The 18,945-nt window shown below is 32.2% G+C and carries 18 protein-coding genes and 2 tRNA genes; 2 read left to right on the top strand and 18 right to left on the bottom strand.

The features are described from left to right. Positions 1–6: 6 nt before the first annotated feature. The 5 genes from hemB to hemA are packed head-to-tail and all read right to left on the bottom strand — an operon-like array spanning position 7 to position 4,879. Positions 7–978, bottom strand: a complete 972-nt coding sequence (gene hemB, locus ACFOZ1_RS11050) for a porphobilinogen synthase (RefSeq protein WP_390199286.1) — start codon at positions 976–978, stop codon at positions 7–9. 1 nt (position 979) lies between these two features. After that, positions 980–1,747 carry a uroporphyrinogen-III synthase gene (locus tag ACFOZ1_RS11045; protein WP_390199284.1) on the bottom strand — a complete coding sequence of 256 codons (768 nt, stop codon included), beginning with the start codon at positions 1,745–1,747 and terminating at the stop codon, positions 980–982. After that, the gene (gene hemC / locus ACFOZ1_RS11040) at positions 1,744–2,679 is read right to left on the bottom strand and encodes a hydroxymethylbilane synthase (RefSeq protein WP_390199283.1); all 936 of its coding nucleotides are present in this window, start codon (positions 2,677–2,679) and stop codon (positions 1,744–1,746) included. Before hemC ends, ACFOZ1_RS11045 begins: the two co-directional genes overlap by 4 nt. A gap of 19 nt (positions 2,680–2,698) precedes the next feature. Next, the gene (locus tag ACFOZ1_RS11035) at positions 2,699–3,517 is read right to left on the bottom strand and encodes a cytochrome C assembly family protein (RefSeq protein WP_390199282.1); all 819 of its coding nucleotides are present in this window, start codon (positions 3,515–3,517) and stop codon (positions 2,699–2,701) included. Positions 3,518–3,535: 18 nt separating this feature from the next. Continuing rightward, positions 3,536–4,879 carry a glutamyl-tRNA reductase gene (hemA, locus tag ACFOZ1_RS11030; protein ID WP_390199281.1) on the bottom strand — a complete coding sequence of 448 codons (1,344 nt, stop codon included), beginning with the start codon at positions 4,877–4,879 and terminating at the stop codon, positions 3,536–3,538. 260 nt (positions 4,880–5,139) lie between these two features. Here hemA and ACFOZ1_RS11025 point away from each other — a divergent pair, with 260 nt between their 5' ends. Further along, positions 5,140–5,619 carry a LiaI-LiaF-like domain-containing protein gene (locus ACFOZ1_RS11025; RefSeq protein WP_390199280.1) on the top strand — a complete coding sequence of 160 codons (480 nt, stop codon included), beginning with the start codon at positions 5,140–5,142 and terminating at the stop codon, positions 5,617–5,619. Between the two features lie 247 nt (positions 5,620–5,866). Here ACFOZ1_RS11025 and yihA read toward each other — a convergent pair whose 3' ends face one another. The 9 genes from yihA to ACFOZ1_RS10980 form a co-directional block, all read right to left on the bottom strand. Then, complete coding sequence (gene yihA / locus ACFOZ1_RS11020) at positions 5,867–6,454, bottom strand: ribosome biogenesis GTP-binding protein YihA/YsxC (protein ID WP_390199279.1); 588 nt, start codon at positions 6,452–6,454, stop codon at positions 5,867–5,869. Beyond that, positions 6,441–8,774, bottom strand: a complete 2,334-nt coding sequence (gene lon, locus ACFOZ1_RS11015; protein WP_390199278.1) for an endopeptidase La — start codon at positions 8,772–8,774, stop codon at positions 6,441–6,443. The genes yihA and lon overlap by 14 nt, the downstream gene beginning before the upstream one ends. 244 nt (positions 8,775–9,018) lie before the next feature. Then, a complete protein-coding gene (gene clpX / locus ACFOZ1_RS11010; RefSeq protein ID WP_390199277.1) occupies positions 9,019–10,284 on the bottom strand; it encodes an ATP-dependent protease ATP-binding subunit ClpX in 1,266 nt (421 codons plus the stop codon). Between the two features lie 342 nt (positions 10,285–10,626). Then, the gene (gene tig / locus ACFOZ1_RS11005) at positions 10,627–11,913 is read right to left on the bottom strand and encodes a trigger factor (protein WP_390199275.1); all 1,287 of its coding nucleotides are present in this window, start codon (positions 11,911–11,913) and stop codon (positions 10,627–10,629) included. Between the two features lie 207 nt (positions 11,914–12,120). Continuing rightward, positions 12,121–12,717: a histidine phosphatase family protein gene (locus ACFOZ1_RS11000; protein WP_390199273.1), complete on the bottom strand. Its 597-nt coding sequence runs from the start codon at positions 12,715–12,717 to the stop codon at positions 12,121–12,123. A gap of 196 nt (positions 12,718–12,913) precedes the next feature. After that, positions 12,914–13,888 (bottom strand): tetratricopeptide repeat protein, encoded by a 975-nt coding sequence (locus tag ACFOZ1_RS10995; RefSeq protein WP_390199271.1) that lies wholly within the window; start codon positions 13,886–13,888, stop codon positions 12,914–12,916. Positions 13,889–14,040: 152 nt separating this feature from the next. Beyond that, positions 14,041–14,114, bottom strand: a tRNA-Arg gene (locus ACFOZ1_RS10990). Positions 14,115–14,120: 6 nt separating this feature from the next. Then, a tRNA-Gly gene (locus ACFOZ1_RS10985) sits at positions 14,121–14,194 on the bottom strand. A 200-nt stretch (positions 14,195–14,394) separates the two neighbouring features. Next, the gene (locus ACFOZ1_RS10980) at positions 14,395–14,562 is read right to left on the bottom strand and encodes a hypothetical protein (RefSeq protein WP_390199270.1); all 168 of its coding nucleotides are present in this window, start codon (positions 14,560–14,562) and stop codon (positions 14,395–14,397) included. Between ACFOZ1_RS10980 and ACFOZ1_RS10975 the strand changes: the two genes are divergently transcribed. After that, positions 14,557–14,808, top strand: coding sequence for a hypothetical protein (locus tag ACFOZ1_RS10975; RefSeq protein ID WP_390199267.1), 252 nt, complete (start codon positions 14,557–14,559; stop codon positions 14,806–14,808). The two genes, ACFOZ1_RS10980 and ACFOZ1_RS10975, sit on opposite strands and share 6 nt — an antisense overlap. A 252-nt stretch (positions 14,809–15,060) precedes the next feature. Here the strand turns inward: ACFOZ1_RS10975 and ACFOZ1_RS10970 are convergent, their stop codons facing one another. The 4 genes from ACFOZ1_RS10970 to ACFOZ1_RS10955 form a co-directional block, all read right to left on the bottom strand. Next, on the bottom strand, positions 15,061–15,732 hold the full coding sequence (locus tag ACFOZ1_RS10970; protein ID WP_390199266.1) for an ABC transporter ATP-binding protein: 672 nt from the start codon (positions 15,730–15,732) through the stop codon (positions 15,061–15,063). A gap of 16 nt (positions 15,733–15,748) precedes the next feature. Then, entirely contained in the window at positions 15,749–17,299 is a 1,551-nt protein-coding gene (locus ACFOZ1_RS10965) for a hypothetical protein (protein ID WP_390199265.1), read from the bottom strand. A gap of 37 nt (positions 17,300–17,336) precedes the next feature. Further along, positions 17,337–18,101, bottom strand: coding sequence for a hypothetical protein (locus ACFOZ1_RS10960; RefSeq protein ID WP_390199263.1), 765 nt, complete (start codon positions 18,099–18,101; stop codon positions 17,337–17,339). Between the two features lie 72 nt (positions 18,102–18,173). Further along, positions 18,174–18,569, bottom strand: a complete 396-nt coding sequence (locus tag ACFOZ1_RS10955; protein WP_390199261.1) for a hypothetical protein — start codon at positions 18,567–18,569, stop codon at positions 18,174–18,176. Between the last annotated feature and the right edge of the window lie 376 nt (positions 18,570–18,945).

Here is an 18,945-nt window from a genome sequence, read left to right as displayed (position 1 = left end):
CGATCATTATTGTTGTAACCATCTTGCAACATCTTTAGCAAAATAAGTGATAATAATATCTGCACCTGCGCGTTTCATGCTAGTTAGTTTCTCTAATACTACTGCTTTTTCATCAATCCACCCATTTAAACTAGCTGCTTTGACCATGGAATATTCTCCACTTACATTATAAGCAACAACAGGGACAGGATGCTGATTCTTCACCTCACGAATGATGTCCATATAGGATAATGCTGGTTTTACAATTAAAAAGTCCGCACCTTCTTCGATATCAGATTTTGCTTCACGTAATGCTTCTAATCTATTTGCAGGATCCATTTGATAAGTCTTACGATCGCCAAATTGAGGTGTACTATCTGCTGCATCACGGAATGGTCCATAGAAGCTAGACGCATATTTAACAGCATAGGACATTACTGGAATACGAGTAAAACCAGCTTCATCTAATCCTTCGCGTATCTCTTTGACAAAGCCATCCATCATGTTAGATGGTGCAATAATATCCGCACCGGCCTGCGCTTGCGTGACTGCTGTCTTCACATGTAATGGTAATGATTGATCATTATCAACGTCATTATCTTTAATGACACCACAGTGACCATGTGACGTATACTCACATAAACAAGTATCTGCAATAACTAATAAATCATTTGTTTGACTTTTTATTTGTCGAATGGCTTGTTGTACAATTCCATTTTCATCATATGCACCTGAACCTACTTCATCTTTTTCTTTTGGAATCCCGAAAAGTAATACGGATGGGATACCTAATTGAAGTAATTCCTCAATTTCTTGATTTAAATAATCTAAAGAAATCTGAAATACACCTGGCATTGATTTTACTTCATTTCTAATATTTTCTCCTTCTACAATAAACAATGGGTAAACTAGATCATTCACTTTCAGTTCTGTTTCTCTAATCAAATTTCGCATTGTAGCAGAATTTCTTAATCTTCGATGACGTTTAAATGTTGTCATTCTACACACCTTCCTCTACATACTTTTTTGCACACTCCACCATTTCTTCCATTGTATATTTTTTCGGATATGTAACTTTTTTAAAACCACATTCCAATAAACTAGTTGCTGTAGTTTCACCTATTGCTATACATAAGCATGTTTCTTTCAACTTGTTTAAATACATATTCTTAGCTAATTGAACACATGCATGGACAGTAGATGGACTTGTAAAAAAACAAATATCTATACCAGTCTTTAAATGGCTATTAAGTAGCCGTTCACTCTCTTTATTTTCAATCGTACGATAAATTTTCAATTGGGTAAATGGTACACTGTATTTTGTTAGCAATGAAGGGATTTCTTCACGTGCACTTTCCCCACTAACAATCGTTACATTTATTGATGTTCCATATCTCTGTACAAATTCTTCAACCATGACAGATCCTTGAAAAATAGATGGTTGAAAATCGACTTTGTATCCTAAATTGAGAAGTGCTTTCGTTGTTTTTTCACCTACAGAAGCAATCAAATGGGGTACTTCTATTCCCAACTTCTTAATATCCTGATTAAAAAAGCGTACTGTATTTGCACTAGTGAAGAAAAGCCATTGCTGCTTACTCAATTCCATATATTCTTTTTTCGTAGTTGTTAATGGAATCGGTTCAAAACGGATCATTGGTGCGACACATGGGATTGCACCTGTATCACGAACTAATTGAATTAATTTCCTCGCTTGAGCTTTCTCTCTAGTAATTAAAATCCTTTTTTCAGCAAGCGAATGGCTCATTGTTCCCCATTCGCTTCTTTTGCTTCATTCACTAGTTTCATCGCTCCAAGTGAAATTAATCTATCTGCAGCTTCTTTACCAACAGAGACTGGATCTGTTCCTTTTACTACCTCTTTTAACACAGTCTTTCCGTCCCCACTAGCTACAAGTGCTGTTAACACAACAGTCTCTCCATCCAAGTATGCATAGCCACCAATAGGAACTTGACATCCACCATTTAATAAATGTAGAAAAGTTCGTTCAGCCGTAACCGTTCGTTCTGTATATGCATCATTAATTAATTGAAGTAATTCAATCAATTCTGTATCTTCTTCGCGACATTCGATTGCAAGTGCTCCTTGTCCTACGGCTGGTACACAAATCTCAGGTTCTAAGTATTCCGTAACAATGGACTCATCCCAATCCATTCTTTTCATCCCTGCTGCTGCAAGAATAATCGCATCAAAGTTCTCTTCACGTAATTTTCTGAGTCTTGTTTCGATATTTCCTCTAATCCATTGAATTTGTAGATCCGGACGTTGTGCCAATATTTGTGATCCGCGGCGTAAACTGCTTGTCCCAACAATCGCACCACTCGGTAAATCAACCAATTTCACATGTTGATTAGATATAAATGCATCACGGTGGTCTTCCCGAATTGGGATGGAGCCAATCATTAAACCATCTGGCATGACTGCTGGCATATCTTTCATACTATGTACAGCAAAATCAATTTCCTTATCATACATCGCTTTCTCAATTTCTTTTACAAAAAGCCCTTTTCCTCCAACTTTAGATAAAGTCACATCTAGTATTTGGTCACCTTTTGTTACAATCTTCTTTATTTCAAATTCATATCGATCACCAACGTGTTTCTTCAGTTGATCAATCACCCATTTGGATTGTGTTAATGCTAAATTACTTTTTCTTGATCCTACGATGATTTTTCGCATTGTCTTAACCCCTCTCTATCTATACATGAAAATTCGATAATGTGTTAAATAAAAAAAAATTAATTAATAATAAACAAAATGCTATTACATTCAATAATAATATTGGTCTACCTCGATAGTTTCCTCTGGTTCTGCTGTATAAATACATGCCGTAAATAAGAAATACAAGTATAGAACCAACTGTTTTACTATCATACCAATAAAACGTAGTATTTGTCATATATGCCCACACGACACCTAATATAATTGAAATTAATAGCAATGGTTCTGCAAGGACAATCAATTGGAATGCACGTTTTTCTATGCCTTCTAAATCACGAAAACGCGCTAACCATTTATATCCTTTTTTTGCTTTTAAGAATCGATATTGCATTAAATATAATAACGCGAGTACAAATGATATCGTAAACAAACCATACGAAATAAGCGCAAGGACAATATGTGCATATAACCATTCATTTAACATGACAGGTATTTGACTACTATCATTAATTTGAAATGACCGTAATGAATGGATTAACATAAATAAAAAGCCAAAAACACTCATAAAAAACATAAAGAACTCCAGCTGGAAGAACCGATGTATAATAAGTGAAAATGTAACAATAATCCAAGTATAGGTATACAATCCATCATTAAATGTTTGAATTGGTAAAGATGCTGTAGTAATTATTTCCGTTAATAAAAAAATGGTTTGAATAACCCAAACCATACTAAGCAACCAGAAAGCGACACGATTCGCTTTCCGGTTATGGAATAAAAAATCTATAAAATAAAAAATGACACTTACTGCATAAATTATAAGAATACTCTCAAATAGAAGTCTTCCTGCATCCATAAAGGAAATACCATCCTTTTAATGTGTTGATACATTTTTAAGTTTTTTATATTTTTCGAATGTAATAACCTTGTCTACTGATTGTTCTTGTTCAACTATATCCTCTAAATCAAATATTTGTTTAAACAATTCTAATGCTTCATTCGCATTCGGTTTCCCAGCTATTTCTTTTGCTTGTAATATCGGATTTTTCAACAATTGATTAACAATACTTTTTGTATGCTTATTTAACACTTTTCGTTCTCTATCTGTTAAATTCGGCATTTTACGCTCAATACTTTCCATTGTATCTTGCTGAATTTGCAATGCTTGTTCTCTTAATGCAGTGATAATTGGAACAACACCTAATGTTTGAAGCCATGTATGAAATGAAATAATTTCGGCCTCAATCCATATACCAATTTGCTCTGCAGCTTGTCTTCTCGCTTCTAAATTCGCATCAACTACATCTTGTAAGTCATCGATATCATACAAAAAAACATGTTCATAATGATCCAACTCCGGATCTAAATCTCTTGGAACTGCAATATCTACAAAAAACAATGGTCTACCTTTTCGTTTTCGTTCAATTAACTCATAACTTTCCTTTGTAATGACATAACCATCAGAACCTGTTGAACTGATTACAATGTCTGCATCCAATAATGTGTCATTGAGTTGCTCCATAGACTTAGCTACACCATTAAATTTTGCTGCTAATTGTACTGCTTTTTCCATTGTCCGATTGACTACAGTGACTTTCTCAATTCCTGAACCAAACAAATTCTTCGCTGCAAGTTCACCCATTTTACCTGCACCGATAATGACAACATGTTTATCTCTAACGTCAGTGAAAATCTTTTTGGCCAATTCTACAGCAGCATAACTAACAGAAACAGCATTTTCATTAATGTTTGTTTCATTTTGACTTCGTTTACCTAACGTAATTGCTTGTTTAAACAATTCATTAAAAATGGTTCCTGTTAATGTATGTTTCTGTGCTTCTAAAAATGTTTGTTTCACTTGACCAAGTATTTGTGTTTCTCCCATTATCATGGACTCTAAACCACAAGTTAAACGAAATAAATGTTCCACAGCTGCTTCGTTTTCATAAATGATTAAATGTGGTGTGAATACTTCTGTTTCTACTCCAAACCAATCATGTAAAAACTGTTTTAAATAATATCGACCTGTATGAAGTTGATCAACAACTGCATAGATTTCCGTACGATTACATGTCGAAATAATTACATTTTCAAGAATGCTCTTGCGTCCACTTAATTCTGTCATTGCTTCGACAAGCATATCCTCACGAAAAGCTAGCATTTCTCTCACTTCAACAGGTGCTGTCTTATAATTTATTCCTGCTGTTATGATATGCACAATATCTACCCCCAAAAACAAAAGCCTATCTCTATGATAACTTCCGCTCAACCACAGTTATATTGACGATCTTTATTTATAGTATAACACGTTTTTCCTATTAAATCGTGATCAATTTATGAACAGTCATTCCATTATTATGATAAAATAGATGTTACATGCTCTTAAAATGATGAATTCGTATATACTTTACCATACTATAAGTACTTTATCAAGTAATGAATATAAAATAATAATAATTTTAATCTAGGAGGTAATGCATGAAGAAAAACAATCTTATTTCATATATATTGATAGGTCTTGGAACTTTCTTTCTGCTAAAAGAATTGAAGATACCAATTCTTACTGATTTTTATTCATGGCCTACATTACTAATTTTACTCGGTGCAGCATTTTTCATTCATGCCTATTCTGCAAAAGAATATAAGAACATCTTTCCTGCAGTTATTTTATTAGGTTTGGGTGTGCACTTTCATGGAATAGCACATTATTCATTTTGGATAGATCATTGGGGCGTATATACTTTTATTGTTGGATTAGCTTTTTTTCTTCGTTTTCTAAAGACAAAACAAGGAATTGTACCAAGTATTATATTAATTGGTATTTCTATTTTTGCCATCTTTGTTGACAATCAGCCAAGTTGGTTTGTTTGGATTTACGACATTATGAATTGGATAGAACGTTTTTGGCCTCTTTTATTAATCGGTATTGGTGTATATCTTTTATTAAGAAAAAAATAAAATGAGAATATTTTTCTTATCATTTGTTGTTTCGCAATAAAAAGTAATACGACACCACTCTATTTAGTAATTAGGAAATGAATGATGTGTATATCCTGTTCTGGCATGGCTATTTCACTATCATATGTTCAGCTAACTTGTCCAAACACAAATAAAAGCTCAAGATAACCGAATAAAGTTATCTTGAGCTTTCTTTTTTATATGCAAAATTACTTTGTTGTTGTTTCTCTAATATCTAGACATTTTCCTATTTCTTCACTATTTGGTCAATAAAGTGCCATACTGCTTCTTTTCCTTCTCCAGTTTCTGAAGAGAAGGGAATAATTGTGTCATTCGAATCCATGTCTAGTGTATTGATTACCCTAGTCAAATGTGCACCTTTTTTGTTTTTTGGAATTTTATCTAGTTTTGTTGCAATAACCAATACAGGAATATCATAATGTTTTAAAAAATTATACATCATCACATCATCTTCTGTTGGTTTATGTCTAATATCCGTAATTAATACGGTAACTTTCAATGTTTCTCTTAGGGAAAAGTATTCTTCCATCATTTTTCCCCATTTTTCTCGTTCTTTTTTTGATACCTTCGCATAACCATAACCTGGAACATCTACAAAATAGAATAAATCATTTATTGTATAAAAATTTAACGTTTGCGTTTTTCCAGGTTTAGAAGAAGTTCTTGCCAAATTCTTACGATTCAATAATTTATTTATAAATGATGATTTTCCAACATTAGACCTACCTGCAAGTGCTATCTCAGGCATTCCATCCATAGGATATTGCTTTTGCGATACAGCACTTATAATAATTTCTGCTTTATTTACTTTCATTATTACCCTCCAGTAATGCTATTTGTAAAACTTGATCCAAATGACTCACTGGAATAAACGTTAATTGTTCTCTGACACTTTCTGGTATGTCATCTAAATCCTTTTTATTCTCCACTGGAATAATAATCGTTGTAATACCAGCTCTGTGCGCAGATAAAGATTTTTCCTTAAGTCCACCAATCGGTAAGACTCGTCCTCTTAACGTAATTTCACCAGTCATACCAACTTCTTTTTTCACCGCTCTATTTGTCAATGCAGATACAAGAGCTGTGGCCATTGTAATACCAGCTGATGGACCATCCTTAGGTGTAGCCCCTTCTGGTACATGAATATGAATATCATAATTCTCGTGAAAACTTGGATCTATATTTAACTCGTCTGCTCTTGAACGAATATAACTAAATGCTGCTTGAGCAGATTCTTTCATTACATCGCCCAATTTCCCTGTCAATGTGAGTCTGCCTTTCCCTTTTGCCAAACTAACCTCAATGGAGAGAATATCCCCTCCAGCTTGTGTATAGGCTAACCCTGTTGCAGCACCAATTTGGTCTTCTTGCTCCATTAAGCCATATCTAAAACGAGGTTTGCCTACAATCGTTTCGAGCTTTTTATCTGTTACTATTACACGTTGTTTTTCACCAGATACAATGAGTTTTGCTGCTTTACGACAAAGTGATGCAAGCTCCCGCTCTAACCCCCTTACACCTGCTTCTCTTGTATAGAGACGAATCAATTTCAGTAATGCATCCTCACGAACTTGTAAGTAACCTTTTGTTAAACCATTTTCCTCCATTTGTTTTGGTAACAAATGATCTTTTGCAATGTGTAATTTTTCTTGTTCAGTATAGCCAGAAATAGAGATAATCTCCATTCTATCTAATAAAGGTCGTGGTATTGTTTGTAAGTTGTTTGCTGTAGCAATGAACAATACATTTGATAGATCATACGTTTCCTCTAAATAATGATCACTAAATGTATTGTTTTGTTCTGGATCTAATACTTCCAACATGGCAGAAGAAGGATCTCCACGGAAATCATTGGCCATTTTATCAATTTCATCTAACAAAAAGACTGGATTAATTGTTTTGGCCTTTTTCATACCTTGTATAATTCTACCAGGCATTGCACCAACGTATGTCCGTCTATGTCCTCTAATCTCCGCTTCATCTCTCACGCCACCAAGTGAAATTCTTACAAAATTACGATCAATCGAGCGTGCAATTGATCTAGCCAACGATGTTTTCCCTACACCTGGTGGTCCAACTAAACATAATATTGGTCCTTTTAAAGAATTCGTTAATTGTTGGACAGCTAAATATTCTAATACCCGTTCTTTCACTTTTTCTAAACCATAATGATCTTCATTTAAAATCTTTTCCGCACGTAATACATTAAGATTATCTTCCGTTTCTTCATGCCATGGAAGTGCTAAAATCCAATCAATATAATTCCTAATGACAGAACTCTCTGCAGAACTTTGTGGTACTCGCTCGTATCTAGTTAGTTCTTTTACAACTAATTCTTGAATACGTGCTGGCAAATTCTTTTGTTCTATCTTTTCATATAATTCTGCAATTTCTAACGTACGACCATCTTTATCTCCAAGTTCCTTTTGGATTGCTTTCATTTGTTCACGTAAATAGTATTCTTTCTGTGTCTCTTCCATCGATTTTTTTACACGTTGACCTATTTTCCGTTCTAATTCAAGTACTTCTTGCTCATCAGAGATAATATCTAGTAGCTTTTGCAATCGTTTTTTTACATTTGTTGTTTCTAACACATCTTGTTTATCTGACATCTTTAATGTAATATGTGAAGCAATTACATCAGAAAAGTGTGCTGGATCTTCTATGTCTACAACACTTGCTAATGTTTCTTTAGTTATTTTCTTGGATATTCGTGAGTAATTTTCAAATTGTTCTAATAATGTTCTTTTTAGCGCTTCCTCTTCTTGTTTATTTGAATGGCGATCTTTTAGAACCTTTACTTCGACAAAAAATTGCTTCTCTTTGTTAATGAATGACTCAATCTTCGCACGATTTTCTCCCTCAACTAATACGCGCATTGTACCATTGGGTAATTTAAGCATTTGATTCACTTTAGCTACTGTACCAATTGTATGAATATCTTCTACTTCCGGTTCATCAATTGCACTTTCCTTTTGGGCTGCTAAAAATATTTTTTGATCATTCATCATTGCTTTTTCTAGAGATTGTATCGATTTATCCCTACCTACATCTAAATGAATAATCATTCCTGGAAAAACTATTAAGCCACGTAATGGTAGCAATGGTATATGTATAAAGTTTGATTCCGTCATTTGGCACCTCCGTCATAATTACTAGCATTTCTTTTAAGATGTGTGTTACATGCCAAAGCATAATAGTTTGCAATGAAAGTATACCTAGTTCATTTTTACTTAAAAGTTGCTTCTCTATTCTAATTAGTTTAAAGAAAATATCCTTCTTTGTAAATTAATTAAGCGATTGTTTGATTAACTTTTGTTTTTTTTGCTTATAGACAAAGAAAAATCCCTTGTTGAGCCAAGGGATTTTCCGTAACATCTATGCACTTTCTTTTGGAGTTTGTAGAACTGTTCCATCATGCAATACTAATTTCGGTCGCCCGTTCTCTTCAACAACTGTTTCTTTTGTGACAATACACTTCTGTACATCATCACGTGAAGGCAATTCAAACATAACATCTAACATAAGTCCTTCTAAAATAGAACGTAATCCACGTGCACCTGTTTGACGTTCAATTGCACGCTTTGCAACTTCTACTAGAGCATCTTCTTCAAACTCTAACTCTACTCCATCCATTTCAAACAATTTATTATATTGTTTTACTAAAGCATTTTTTGGTTTTGTTAAAATCTCAACTAATGCTGATTCATCTAAAGGTTCTAAACTACCAATTACAGGTAAACGTCCGATAAATTCTGGAATTAAACCGAAACGTAGTAAGTCTTCTGGTAATACTTTAGAAAGAAGTGTTGCTTTATCTAGCTCTTTATTATCTGCATCAGCACCAAATCCAATTACTTTTTTACCTAGACGACGTTTAATAATTTGTTCGATACCATCAAATGCCCCACCACAAATAAATAGAATATTCGTTGTATCAATTTGAATAAACTCTTGATGTGGATGTTTTCTTCCACCTTGAGGAGGAACGCTAGCAACAGTACCTTCTAAGATCTTTAATAAAGCTTGTTGTACCCCTTCTCCTGATACATCACGTGTAATAGACGGATTCTCAGATTTACGAGCAACTTTATCAATTTCATCAATATAAATAATACCTTTTTCTGCTTTTTCTACATCATAATCCGCTGATTGAATTAACTTTAACAAAATATTCTCTACATCTTCTCCAACATAACCTGCTTCAGTTAAGGAAGTTGCATCAGCAATTGCAAAAGGCACATTTAGTATACGCGCCAATGTTTGGGCTAGTAGAGTTTTACCACTACCAGTTGGTCCAATCATCGCTATATTACTTTTAGATAATTCCACATCACTTTTTGTTTTTGGTGAGTTAATTCTCTTATAATGATTATATACAGCTACAGCAAGATTCTTCTTCGCTTTATTTTGTCCTATTACATAATCATCAAGAATATCACAAATTTCTTGTGGTTTCGGAATGTCTTTATATTCTACTTCTTCTTCCGTTCCTAACTCTTCTTCCACAATCTCCGTACATAATTCGATACATTCGTCACATATATAAACACCTGGTCCTGCTACTAATTTGCGAACCTGGTCTTGACTTTTACCACAAAAGGAACATTTCAATTGTCCTTTTTCCTCATTAAACTTATACATGCCATTCACCCCTTGTTCAAAAATATCAAAGCAACTTACTTTGTTGGCATCTGAGAAACCTTTAGCCAATCATACCAAATTGTATCAAAATAAAAAAGTAAAAACACTTTCCTACCAAGCTCTAATGTTGTTCCATCTTAACAAGCTTCATGATCAATTTCAAATGGTATGCTTTTCATATGTATGTTCATATATAATATGTAGTATATGTATTATAATCTGTTTCTATATCAAAACGCAAAATTTTTATAAAGAGAAGGTAAATTAGATTCAATATTTCAACTATCTTTATTAATGAGAAAACAAGGTACTATAAACGGCACCTTGTTTTCTCTTTTGTTATTATTTCGTTTTGCTGTTATCTACAAGGACATCAATTGCTTTTCTAAATTTCAAATCGTCATTTAGACCTGCAATATTGCCACCAAGTGCTTGTTTAATTTGGTCTAATTCCATTTTGTACATTTCTGCCATAGCTTCTAGTTCTTTTTCGATATCTTCTTCAGTAACTTCAATATTTTCAGCATTTGCAATTGCTTCTAAAGTCAAGTTTGTTTTTACGCGTTTTGCAGCATCTTCTTTCATTTGCTCTTTCAATGCGTCTTCGTCTTGACCAGAGAATTGGAAATACATATCTAATGTCATACCTTGCATTTGTAGTCTTTGTTCGAATTCTTGAAGCATACGATCTAATTCAGATTGTACCATTGCATCTGGAATATCTACTTCTACATTGTCACTTGCTTGTTGAATTAAATCTTCACGTTTGTTGTTCTCTGCTTCTGTTTCTTTTTGTTCTTGTAGACGTTTTTTAGTTTTTTCTTTTAATTCATCTAAACTTTCTACTTCATCATCTACATCTTTAGCAAATTCATCATCTAATTCTGGTAATTCTTTTGTTTTGATTTCATGAATTTTCACTTTGAATGTCGCATCTTTGCCAGATAAATCTTCTGCATGATACTCTTCTGGGAAAGTAACATTTACATCTACTTCTTCTCCAGCTTTTTTACCAACAAGTTGCTCTTCGAAACCAGGGATAAATGAGTTAGATCCAATTTCTAATGAATGGTTCTCTCCTTTTCCACCTTCAAATGCAACATCATCTACAAAACCTTCGAAGTCAATTACAGCAGTGTCTCCATTAACAATCTCGCCTTCTTCTTTTACTACTAACTCAGCTTGACGTTCTTGAAGTTGCTTTAATTCATTGTCTACATCTTCATCTGTTACTTCAGTACTTACTTCTTCTACCTCTAAGCCCTTGTACTCGCCTAATTTCACTTCTGGTTTTACGGTAACTTTCGCAGTGAAAATTAAGTTTTTCCCTTTTTCGATTTGTTCAATATCAATTTCTGGTTGATCAACTGGTTCGATTCCAGTTTCGTCGATAGCATTTGTATATTCAGTCGGTAAAATGATATCAACTGCATCTTGATAAAGTGATTCTACACCAAAACGCTTTTCAAATAATCCACGAGGCATTTTCCCTTTACGGAAACCTGGTACTTGTACTTGTTTTACAACTTTTTTAAAAGCTTGGTCAAGCGCTTTATCAAATTTATCAGCATCTACTTCTACAGTTAAGACACCAACATTACCTTCTTGCTTCTCCCATTTTGCTGTCATTCTAATTTCCCTCCAACATAAATAAATCTGTATATTTGACGTTCATTCAAAAATGATACTTCAAAAGACCGAACGCAAATTGCAACCATTATATTATAACACAAAAGCATTTGCTTTCAATAATAATATAAGGATATGGATTTATTGAATTTTGATATACAAAAGGAATTTACTATATTAGGAGGAAAAAATCAAGTCATACTATCGCTATCCTTCATTGTTTTTTGCCAATGTATACATTTTGTCCAAATGTTTGGTTACATTACTAGAAGTAACTTTCCATTCTGCATCAATGAATTCTAATGTTGTAAAACTTGCATTACTTATCGAACAATATTTACTCTCATCCTCTTCGAACATTCTTATCATTGAACTGATAACCGCTCCGTGACTTATAAGTAAGATATTCTTTCCTTTGTAGTCATCCTTTAAACGATTTAATCCGGCTTGTAATCTATTATTCAATCTCGCTCTCGATTCTTGATTTGTATATTGACCAAATGGAAACAAGCTTTTTCTCTCTTCTAGACTCATACCTTCCGCATCACCAAAAAAACGCTCTTTAAATTCCTCCATTACAATAAGAGGCAAGTGTAATTTTTCATTAATAATCTCTGCTGTTTTTCGAGATCGTACTAATGGACTTGTCACAATAACATCCCAATGACCTTCCATCAAATATTCTTTACACCAATGCGCTTGTAATTCTCCAAAATCATTTAACGGTACATCAGATGTGCCTTGCAATCTTTTCTCCACATTCCAATCCGTTTCTCCATGACGAATGAAACAAATTTTAGTCATAATATTACTCCTTTAATATGAAATTGTGAACCTTTCAGAAACATACATGGTGAGTGAACGATTAAGTATTAAAAATTTGTTATAAGTGAACCTGGCTAGCTGTGAACTAGATACGTTTCATTATTATAGGAAGAGCTACCCATCAAAAATGAGTAACTCTGCCTTCTGTATACAGTTATATTATTGAAGTATCTATTTATAAATCTAGTATTTGTCCATATAGTGTTTCAGAAACTTCAATCATTTTTATGTATTGATTCTTCACTGGGTCTGTTATGTTATCTTTCCATTCTTTGTCTAGTCGTTGATGAACATAATCAATTAATGCTTGTGTAAATAAAAGATAATTCTCTTCTCGCGGTAGAAATGGTGTATAGACATATGCAAAGCGTTGAACGATGGATTGAATCATTTGAAAAATAGTAGGGTCTTGTTGTTGGATTTCATCTAAAAAACGATACATTTCTTCAAAAAACTTTTGTGGTATTACTTCTTCCTTATGTAGATACATTTTGTCTTTCACGTTGAATTTTTCAATATGTAACTCTTCTTTAATCGGATTTACTGCATAATACTCTAATATTGCCGTTTTCACAACAGGGTTAATTTCAGGGTCTAGTAACATCGATTTTAAAAGTGGTATATCACTATGTTCATCCAAATAAAGTAAGCGTTTAATCATATACCATTGTTGGCGGTCATTTCTTTCTTTAATTGCCCCATTTAACTTCACTAATACTTCTTTTTTTGTTTGAATATCTACTTGTTGCTGCAACTCTTTACTTAATGTGTACATTTGTTTGAATTGTTCTTGAAATGGAGAAGGAGGATCTGTTTCTAATGCTTCCTCAATAATCGTTAACACATCTGCATATTTACTTGCCTGGAATAAAAGTGTTACATATATATGTAAGTAGGAATAATAATGATTATCTTTTTTAGCAAGTAATTGTTCGCATAAAAGTTCCGCCTCTGTTTGCAAGTTCATTTCCATCATACAAATCAACTTACCTGTCATAACTTCAGGAGAATCCACACCATTATCTGTTAATTCCACTAAATAGGTATATGCTTCCTTGAAATTCCCCTGTTCCATTGATTTTTTTGCTTTTAGCTCTAAATCATTCTTCCATCTTGGAAATATAATCACATTATCCGTTTCTTCTGACATTCTTTCACCTACCTTTACTAACACTGTATTATATCTATTATAGTTTTAAATTGGAAAAGACTCAAGAGGCAATCCTCTGTGTAAGTAAGTGAACGCAAGTATATATTAAAAAACAACCATTGATATTATATAATATCAACGGTTGCTTGGGACGTCCCAGGAGCGATTCGAACGCCCGACCTACAGATTAGAAGTCTGTTGCTCTATCCAGCTGAGCTACTGGGACACATTATGGAGCGGGTGAAGAGAATCGAACTCTCGACATCAGCTTGGAAGGCTGAGGTTTTACCACTAAACTACACCCGCACATAAAATTATATGTAAGTTTAAAATATGAATATGTAATGCGTTGTTTTTAACGGACAAGTAATATTATATAAACATTAAAGGGAAATGTCAACAATTTTTTTACAAAAATTTTTTTAACATTATTTCAATGTACATGTACCTCTAACAACAACAATTAAACCTACGATTATATATCTTAATAATTGATTTTTTAAAATCTATTTCCCCTTATTTTTCATTAAATCTTTACTAATAGTATAAACGGTTGCAATGAGTATGAGAATAAATAGAAATAACGTTATCGTTTGTTCAAAGTGTTGGTGGAAACCAATAGAAAAACCAAGCAATAAAATAAATACATAGGTTAAACGAGATAGTTTATGCATAAATTTGGATCCTTTCTTTTTAATAGAGATTCTTTTTTTACACAATTAATCAAAAAATCTATACGTTCTAAATTAATGGTGCTTTTCTTGTTATTATCTCTTATTCCTGCAGTGATTACAAGTTGGATCTTAATTGCCAAAACAGCATCTGGACTAAATACTGCAGTGCTTACTAATCAAGAACAAGCGAATACAATAATCATGAATCAAATACCTGATTCAGTAAATCTACCAGCAATTAGCTGAGGAACATCCATTTAATGTGTTTGAGATTGGGAAAATTAATCACAACTAAAATACATAATGGTTTGAAGATCTTTCGTAGTCTACTGATCTTAATTATTGAAAAATTCACTTCATGCATTAGTTTATACAACTATATATCCATACTTCTCAAACTTAATCCTATAGAGATTCATATTAGATATATAAATACTTTACATGTTAATACGTCAAAGCCAATTTACTTTCAGTTTTCATCTCAAAAGTTCTATTTTATTACATTTGAAAGTATGCCTGTTTAAGTTCTTTTGTTAATTGAACTAGACTATTTTCTAAAATAATATATGTGTCATCACATAACTCTTCAATATCTGCATGATTATGACTTGTTAATAAAACCGTATGCCCTTTTTTCTGTTGGTCTTTTATTATGTCTTTTATATCCTTATATGTTTTCATATCCAACGCATTAAAAGGTTCATCCAATATGATAATATCTTGATTTTCCATGATAGCTTGAGCTATGCCTAATTTCTTTTTCATCCCTGTGGAATATACTCGTACTTTTGATTTGTCATTCGGATCTAATCCAACTGCTTTTAATGTATTCACTATTTTATCATCATCAATCGTATTTTTTATTTTAGCTAAGAATTGTAAATTTTGAAACGCGGTATAGATTCCAATGAAGCCAGGACTATTGATTAAAACTCCTACATTATTGGGAAAGTCAATATCTCTTCCTAGTTTTTCATCTCTAATATATATTTCTCCTTTATCAGGCCTAGTAAAACCAGCAATAAGTTTGAATAAAACTGATTTACCACTCCCATTTGCACCAACAACACCTATGGTTTGTCCTTTTTTTATAGTTAAATTAATCTCTTTTAAAATCGTTTTCCCTTTAAATGATTTCGTAACATTTGATAGTTCAATTGCGTTATTCATTACTTTCACCCTCTTTTCAGAAAATTTGATTTATAATATATTTCCTTTGCACTCTATATAACAAGCATATACTGATTAGTAAAATTCCAATAGAAGCCAAATAAGTGATACCATTTCTTCCCACAAATTCCGCTATTCTTAATAAAGAGGACATCCCTATAGGTATATATTTCACAAACTGAGCATCAATCAAGAGTAATAGATATGAAAGTTCTAATAAAACAAATCCGGTAGTGGCGTTTTTAACTATTCCAAATAGGGTGAATATAAAAAGAAAACTGAAGTAAAGTTCTAATGCTTTACTAATAATAATGATTAATAATAACTTTAGAGTATTCACTTCATTTACTCCAAATCCAATAAATATTTGATGCATATAATCGTATCCATTAAAAGATAGTCCAAAAACTATAGATACTATTACGGTCACAGTTATAGTCAAAATTATATAGGATAGAATAAATATGAAAGATGATCTAAGTATTGATGATAGCCAAATTTGTTTATATTGTAACCGAATTGTAAGTACGGAACTACGATTAATACTTTCTTTCTCCAGAAAGTAACTTAGTAAATAGACTGGAACTCCATTGTAAACAACTAAACTGATAAAATATATAAAATTAAAGTAACCTGTACCATGTCCATAGAATTGGATAGATATTACATCAAAAAAAGTAAGGTTATTGTATTTGATGATGATAGATATCACAGTGAAAGTGGACAAAACTATAATTACGATAAGGTTCTTTTTGGTGAACAACATATTCAAATTCCATTTGTCTAAAGGATTGTTAAAAAATCTCACTGATAATTTCTTATACCAATATTTTTTCATGATATACATCATACAAATTAGTAATGCTACTTCTACGATAATGAATAGATAGTATTTACTATCTATAGTAGCAAACGCATGATGTAAAATAATGTAATTATTCAAGAAGACAAATGGTATCATAGAATCAACGTCAGAACGTATGCTTAGTAACATCAGTATATATATACACACAATAATAATTAATACAAACTTTTCTGTTAGAAAATTATTCAAAAACAAGAAAATTGATCCTAGAAATGTTAAACCTAAAATCAAATAAAAAACAATTGAAATCAGCGCTACAAAAGGATTTGAAAAATACTGATTAAATTCTCCAACTATTATAGTATTAGTATCTATTGATAAATTAGTAAATTCGCTTTCAAACCTTATACCTATTCCTATAACCATTGGGATAATCAGGTGAATTAAGATAAAACTCATTGATATTATGAATAAAGAAGCTATTTGTGCCACATAATAATTTAAATATGTTTTTGACCTAATTAATATTATCTCGTTGTCTTCTCTATATAGTTTGTATATTAAGTAAGTAAAACTTAAAATCATAAAATATAATATGTAATAATGATCCGTCATTACAATGATTAAATATTCAAAATAAGAAAGATTAAATGTGATTGCTTCTCTCTTTAAATAAGCAGAATATATGGAAAAAACCAATATAACTATCCACATTTCTGTGTTAAAAAAAACATTTACATTTCTTTTGATTATACTAATCATAGTAGATAAATAACTCCTCCCTAAAATGAATATGATTCTACAATTCGTATATATTTTCTTTTTTTATTAGCGCAAAGTACGTTATAATTCCACTAGTGAAAACAATCAAGAAAAGCGGGCCTACAATTAAACGTTCTATTGATATAGCTGTTTCTTGTAATGTGTTTGGATCAAATGAAGTTACTAACCTATAGTATGGTGCTCCTAAAATTGAAAGAGAAAAATTTTCTAGTATAGCGTACACAAAAGGGCCTGTTAACACAATAAAGATATTATTAACATACAGCGAAATTACAAAACCTAATGATGCAATTAAAAAACCTATAAACAATCTCCAAATACTTAGCAGAAATCCGTATATAAAAGGATGGTTAACAAAGAAGTCTCCAGCAAATTTATCTATAGCCGAATCAGTGCCTTGTGATACCACATCTGGAATAAAGTATAAACAAACTATTAAACCTAAAAAGGATATTATAAAAACAATAAAGGCGCCACCGATAGAAGATACTAGCCATTTCAAAATAATATATTTCTTTTTAGACACCCTAGTTATTGTATAAGATAAAAATCCGTTTTTCCTTTCATAGAACATCAGCCAAGTAGTAGGCAATACAGCAAATATAGGAAATATGATTCTAAATAACTCGCCTGATTCTTCCCATACTTCAATATTGTAAGTATAGCTATATCCATGTAGTACAGATATAATGACTAATACACTATAAATAGCAGCAATAAATATGCTTATTAAATAAGGATATTTAAGTTTTTGAATTTCTGCTTTTATTAGTGATTTCATGTCTTTTTTCCTCCCTCATGATTAGATAAAGCACCTTATAATATGCATTAGTTATAAGGTGCTTTACATCATTTAATTATCACTTTTCCATCGTCCAACAACTTGAACATTAACTGTAGTATCCCAATCATTTGAGAATTGAAGTCTCATATCATCATTTTTTTGGTGATAGTTATGTCCATCAAGACTTTTTTTATCACTGTCCCCAAGGTTTCTAGTCCAATCTCCTGAATTACCGTCATCATCTTGCATTCTAACATCTACAACATAAGGTCCTCCTACATAATCTGAATCAACTGTGCCGTTAACACCAGTTGATGATTTTGTATGATCATATCCCGTATAACCACTTCCGTTAAACTTCCCAACTGTTGTACTATAACCTTCCCACGATGTGTCTGCATAAATACCAAATGATGTTGCCATGATTGTAGCACCTAGAAGTAACGTACCTAGTTTCTTCTTCATAGTAATTCCTCCTAAAATAATTTCATGGGAGCTTGTATCATTAACTTATCTCTTGAGTGCTCCCAAATAATTCGTATAACCTACATACCTAAAAGAATCTTTCTTTATAAAACCTCTTTTGAAAAGTATGTAATTAAACCTATTACCTTTTTTTGTATGGTAATACAATAAACCTATCACATAAAAAATAAAAAGTAAGTCATTTCTTGTCGAGCATCTCTATTTTTTAAAAAAATAATGATAGTTCAAAATTAAAGTATCGTTTTCATTCCATTGCTCTCATATAGACAAAAAGACACTCCAAACGATGTTACTTGTTTGGAGTGTCTTCATTTCTAAAGTCGAAATGGGTAAAGTTTGTGAATCGATCATTTTT

Source organism: Gracilibacillus marinus (assembly GCF_042651725.1).
GTDB lineage: Bacteria > Bacillota > Bacilli > Bacillales > Amphibacillaceae > Gracilibacillus > Gracilibacillus marinus.
Note: the sequence above shows the minus strand (reverse complement) of the source record. Positions and strands in the feature narration are given on the sequence as shown.

Excerpts from the sequence above, each read along its gene's own strand:
- ACFOZ1_RS10970 (WP_390199266.1), bottom strand. The coding sequence starts at position 15,732 with ATGAATAACGCAATTGAACTATCAAATGTTACGAAATCATTTAAAGGG.
- ACFOZ1_RS10960 (WP_390199263.1), bottom strand. The coding sequence starts at position 18,101 with ATGAAATCACTAATAAAAGCAGAAATTCAAAAACTTAAATATCCTTAT.
- ACFOZ1_RS10965 (WP_390199265.1), bottom strand. The coding sequence starts at position 17,299 with ATGATTAGTATAATCAAAAGAAATGTAAATGTTTTTTTTAACACAGAA.
- ACFOZ1_RS11045 (WP_390199284.1), bottom strand. The coding sequence starts at position 1,747 with ATGAGCCATTCGCTTGCTGAAAAAAGGATTTTAATTACTAGAGAGAAA.
- ACFOZ1_RS11035 (WP_390199282.1), bottom strand. The coding sequence starts at position 3,517 with ATGGATGCAGGAAGACTTCTATTTGAGAGTATTCTTATAATTTATGCA.
- lon (WP_390199278.1), bottom strand. The coding sequence starts at position 8,774 with ATGACGGAATCAAACTTTATACATATACCATTGCTACCATTACGTGGC.
- ACFOZ1_RS11000 (WP_390199273.1), bottom strand. The coding sequence starts at position 12,717 with ATGACTAAAATTTGTTTCATTCGTCATGGAGAAACGGATTGGAATGTG.
- hemB (WP_390199286.1), bottom strand. The coding sequence starts at position 978 with ATGACAACATTTAAACGTCATCGAAGATTAAGAAATTCTGCTACAATG.
- ACFOZ1_RS10955 (WP_390199261.1), bottom strand. The coding sequence starts at position 18,569 with ATGAAGAAGAAACTAGGTACGTTACTTCTAGGTGCTACAATCATGGCA.
- ACFOZ1_RS10975 (WP_390199267.1), top strand. The coding sequence starts at position 14,557 with ATGCATAAATTTGGATCCTTTCTTTTTAATAGAGATTCTTTTTTTACA.
- ACFOZ1_RS10980 (WP_390199270.1), bottom strand. The coding sequence starts at position 14,562 with ATGCATAAACTATCTCGTTTAACCTATGTATTTATTTTATTGCTTGGT.
- ACFOZ1_RS11025 (WP_390199280.1), top strand. The coding sequence starts at position 5,140 with ATGAAGAAAAACAATCTTATTTCATATATATTGATAGGTCTTGGAACT.
- hemC (WP_390199283.1), bottom strand. The coding sequence starts at position 2,679 with ATGCGAAAAATCATCGTAGGATCAAGAAAAAGTAATTTAGCATTAACA.
- tig (WP_390199275.1), bottom strand. The coding sequence starts at position 11,913 with ATGACAGCAAAATGGGAGAAGCAAGAAGGTAATGTTGGTGTCTTAACT.
- clpX (WP_390199277.1), bottom strand. The coding sequence starts at position 10,284 with ATGTATAAGTTTAATGAGGAAAAAGGACAATTGAAATGTTCCTTTTGT.
- ACFOZ1_RS10995 (WP_390199271.1), bottom strand. The coding sequence starts at position 13,888 with ATGTCAGAAGAAACGGATAATGTGATTATATTTCCAAGATGGAAGAAT.
- yihA (WP_390199279.1), bottom strand. The coding sequence starts at position 6,454 with ATGAAAGTAAATAAAGCAGAAATTATTATAAGTGCTGTATCGCAAAAG.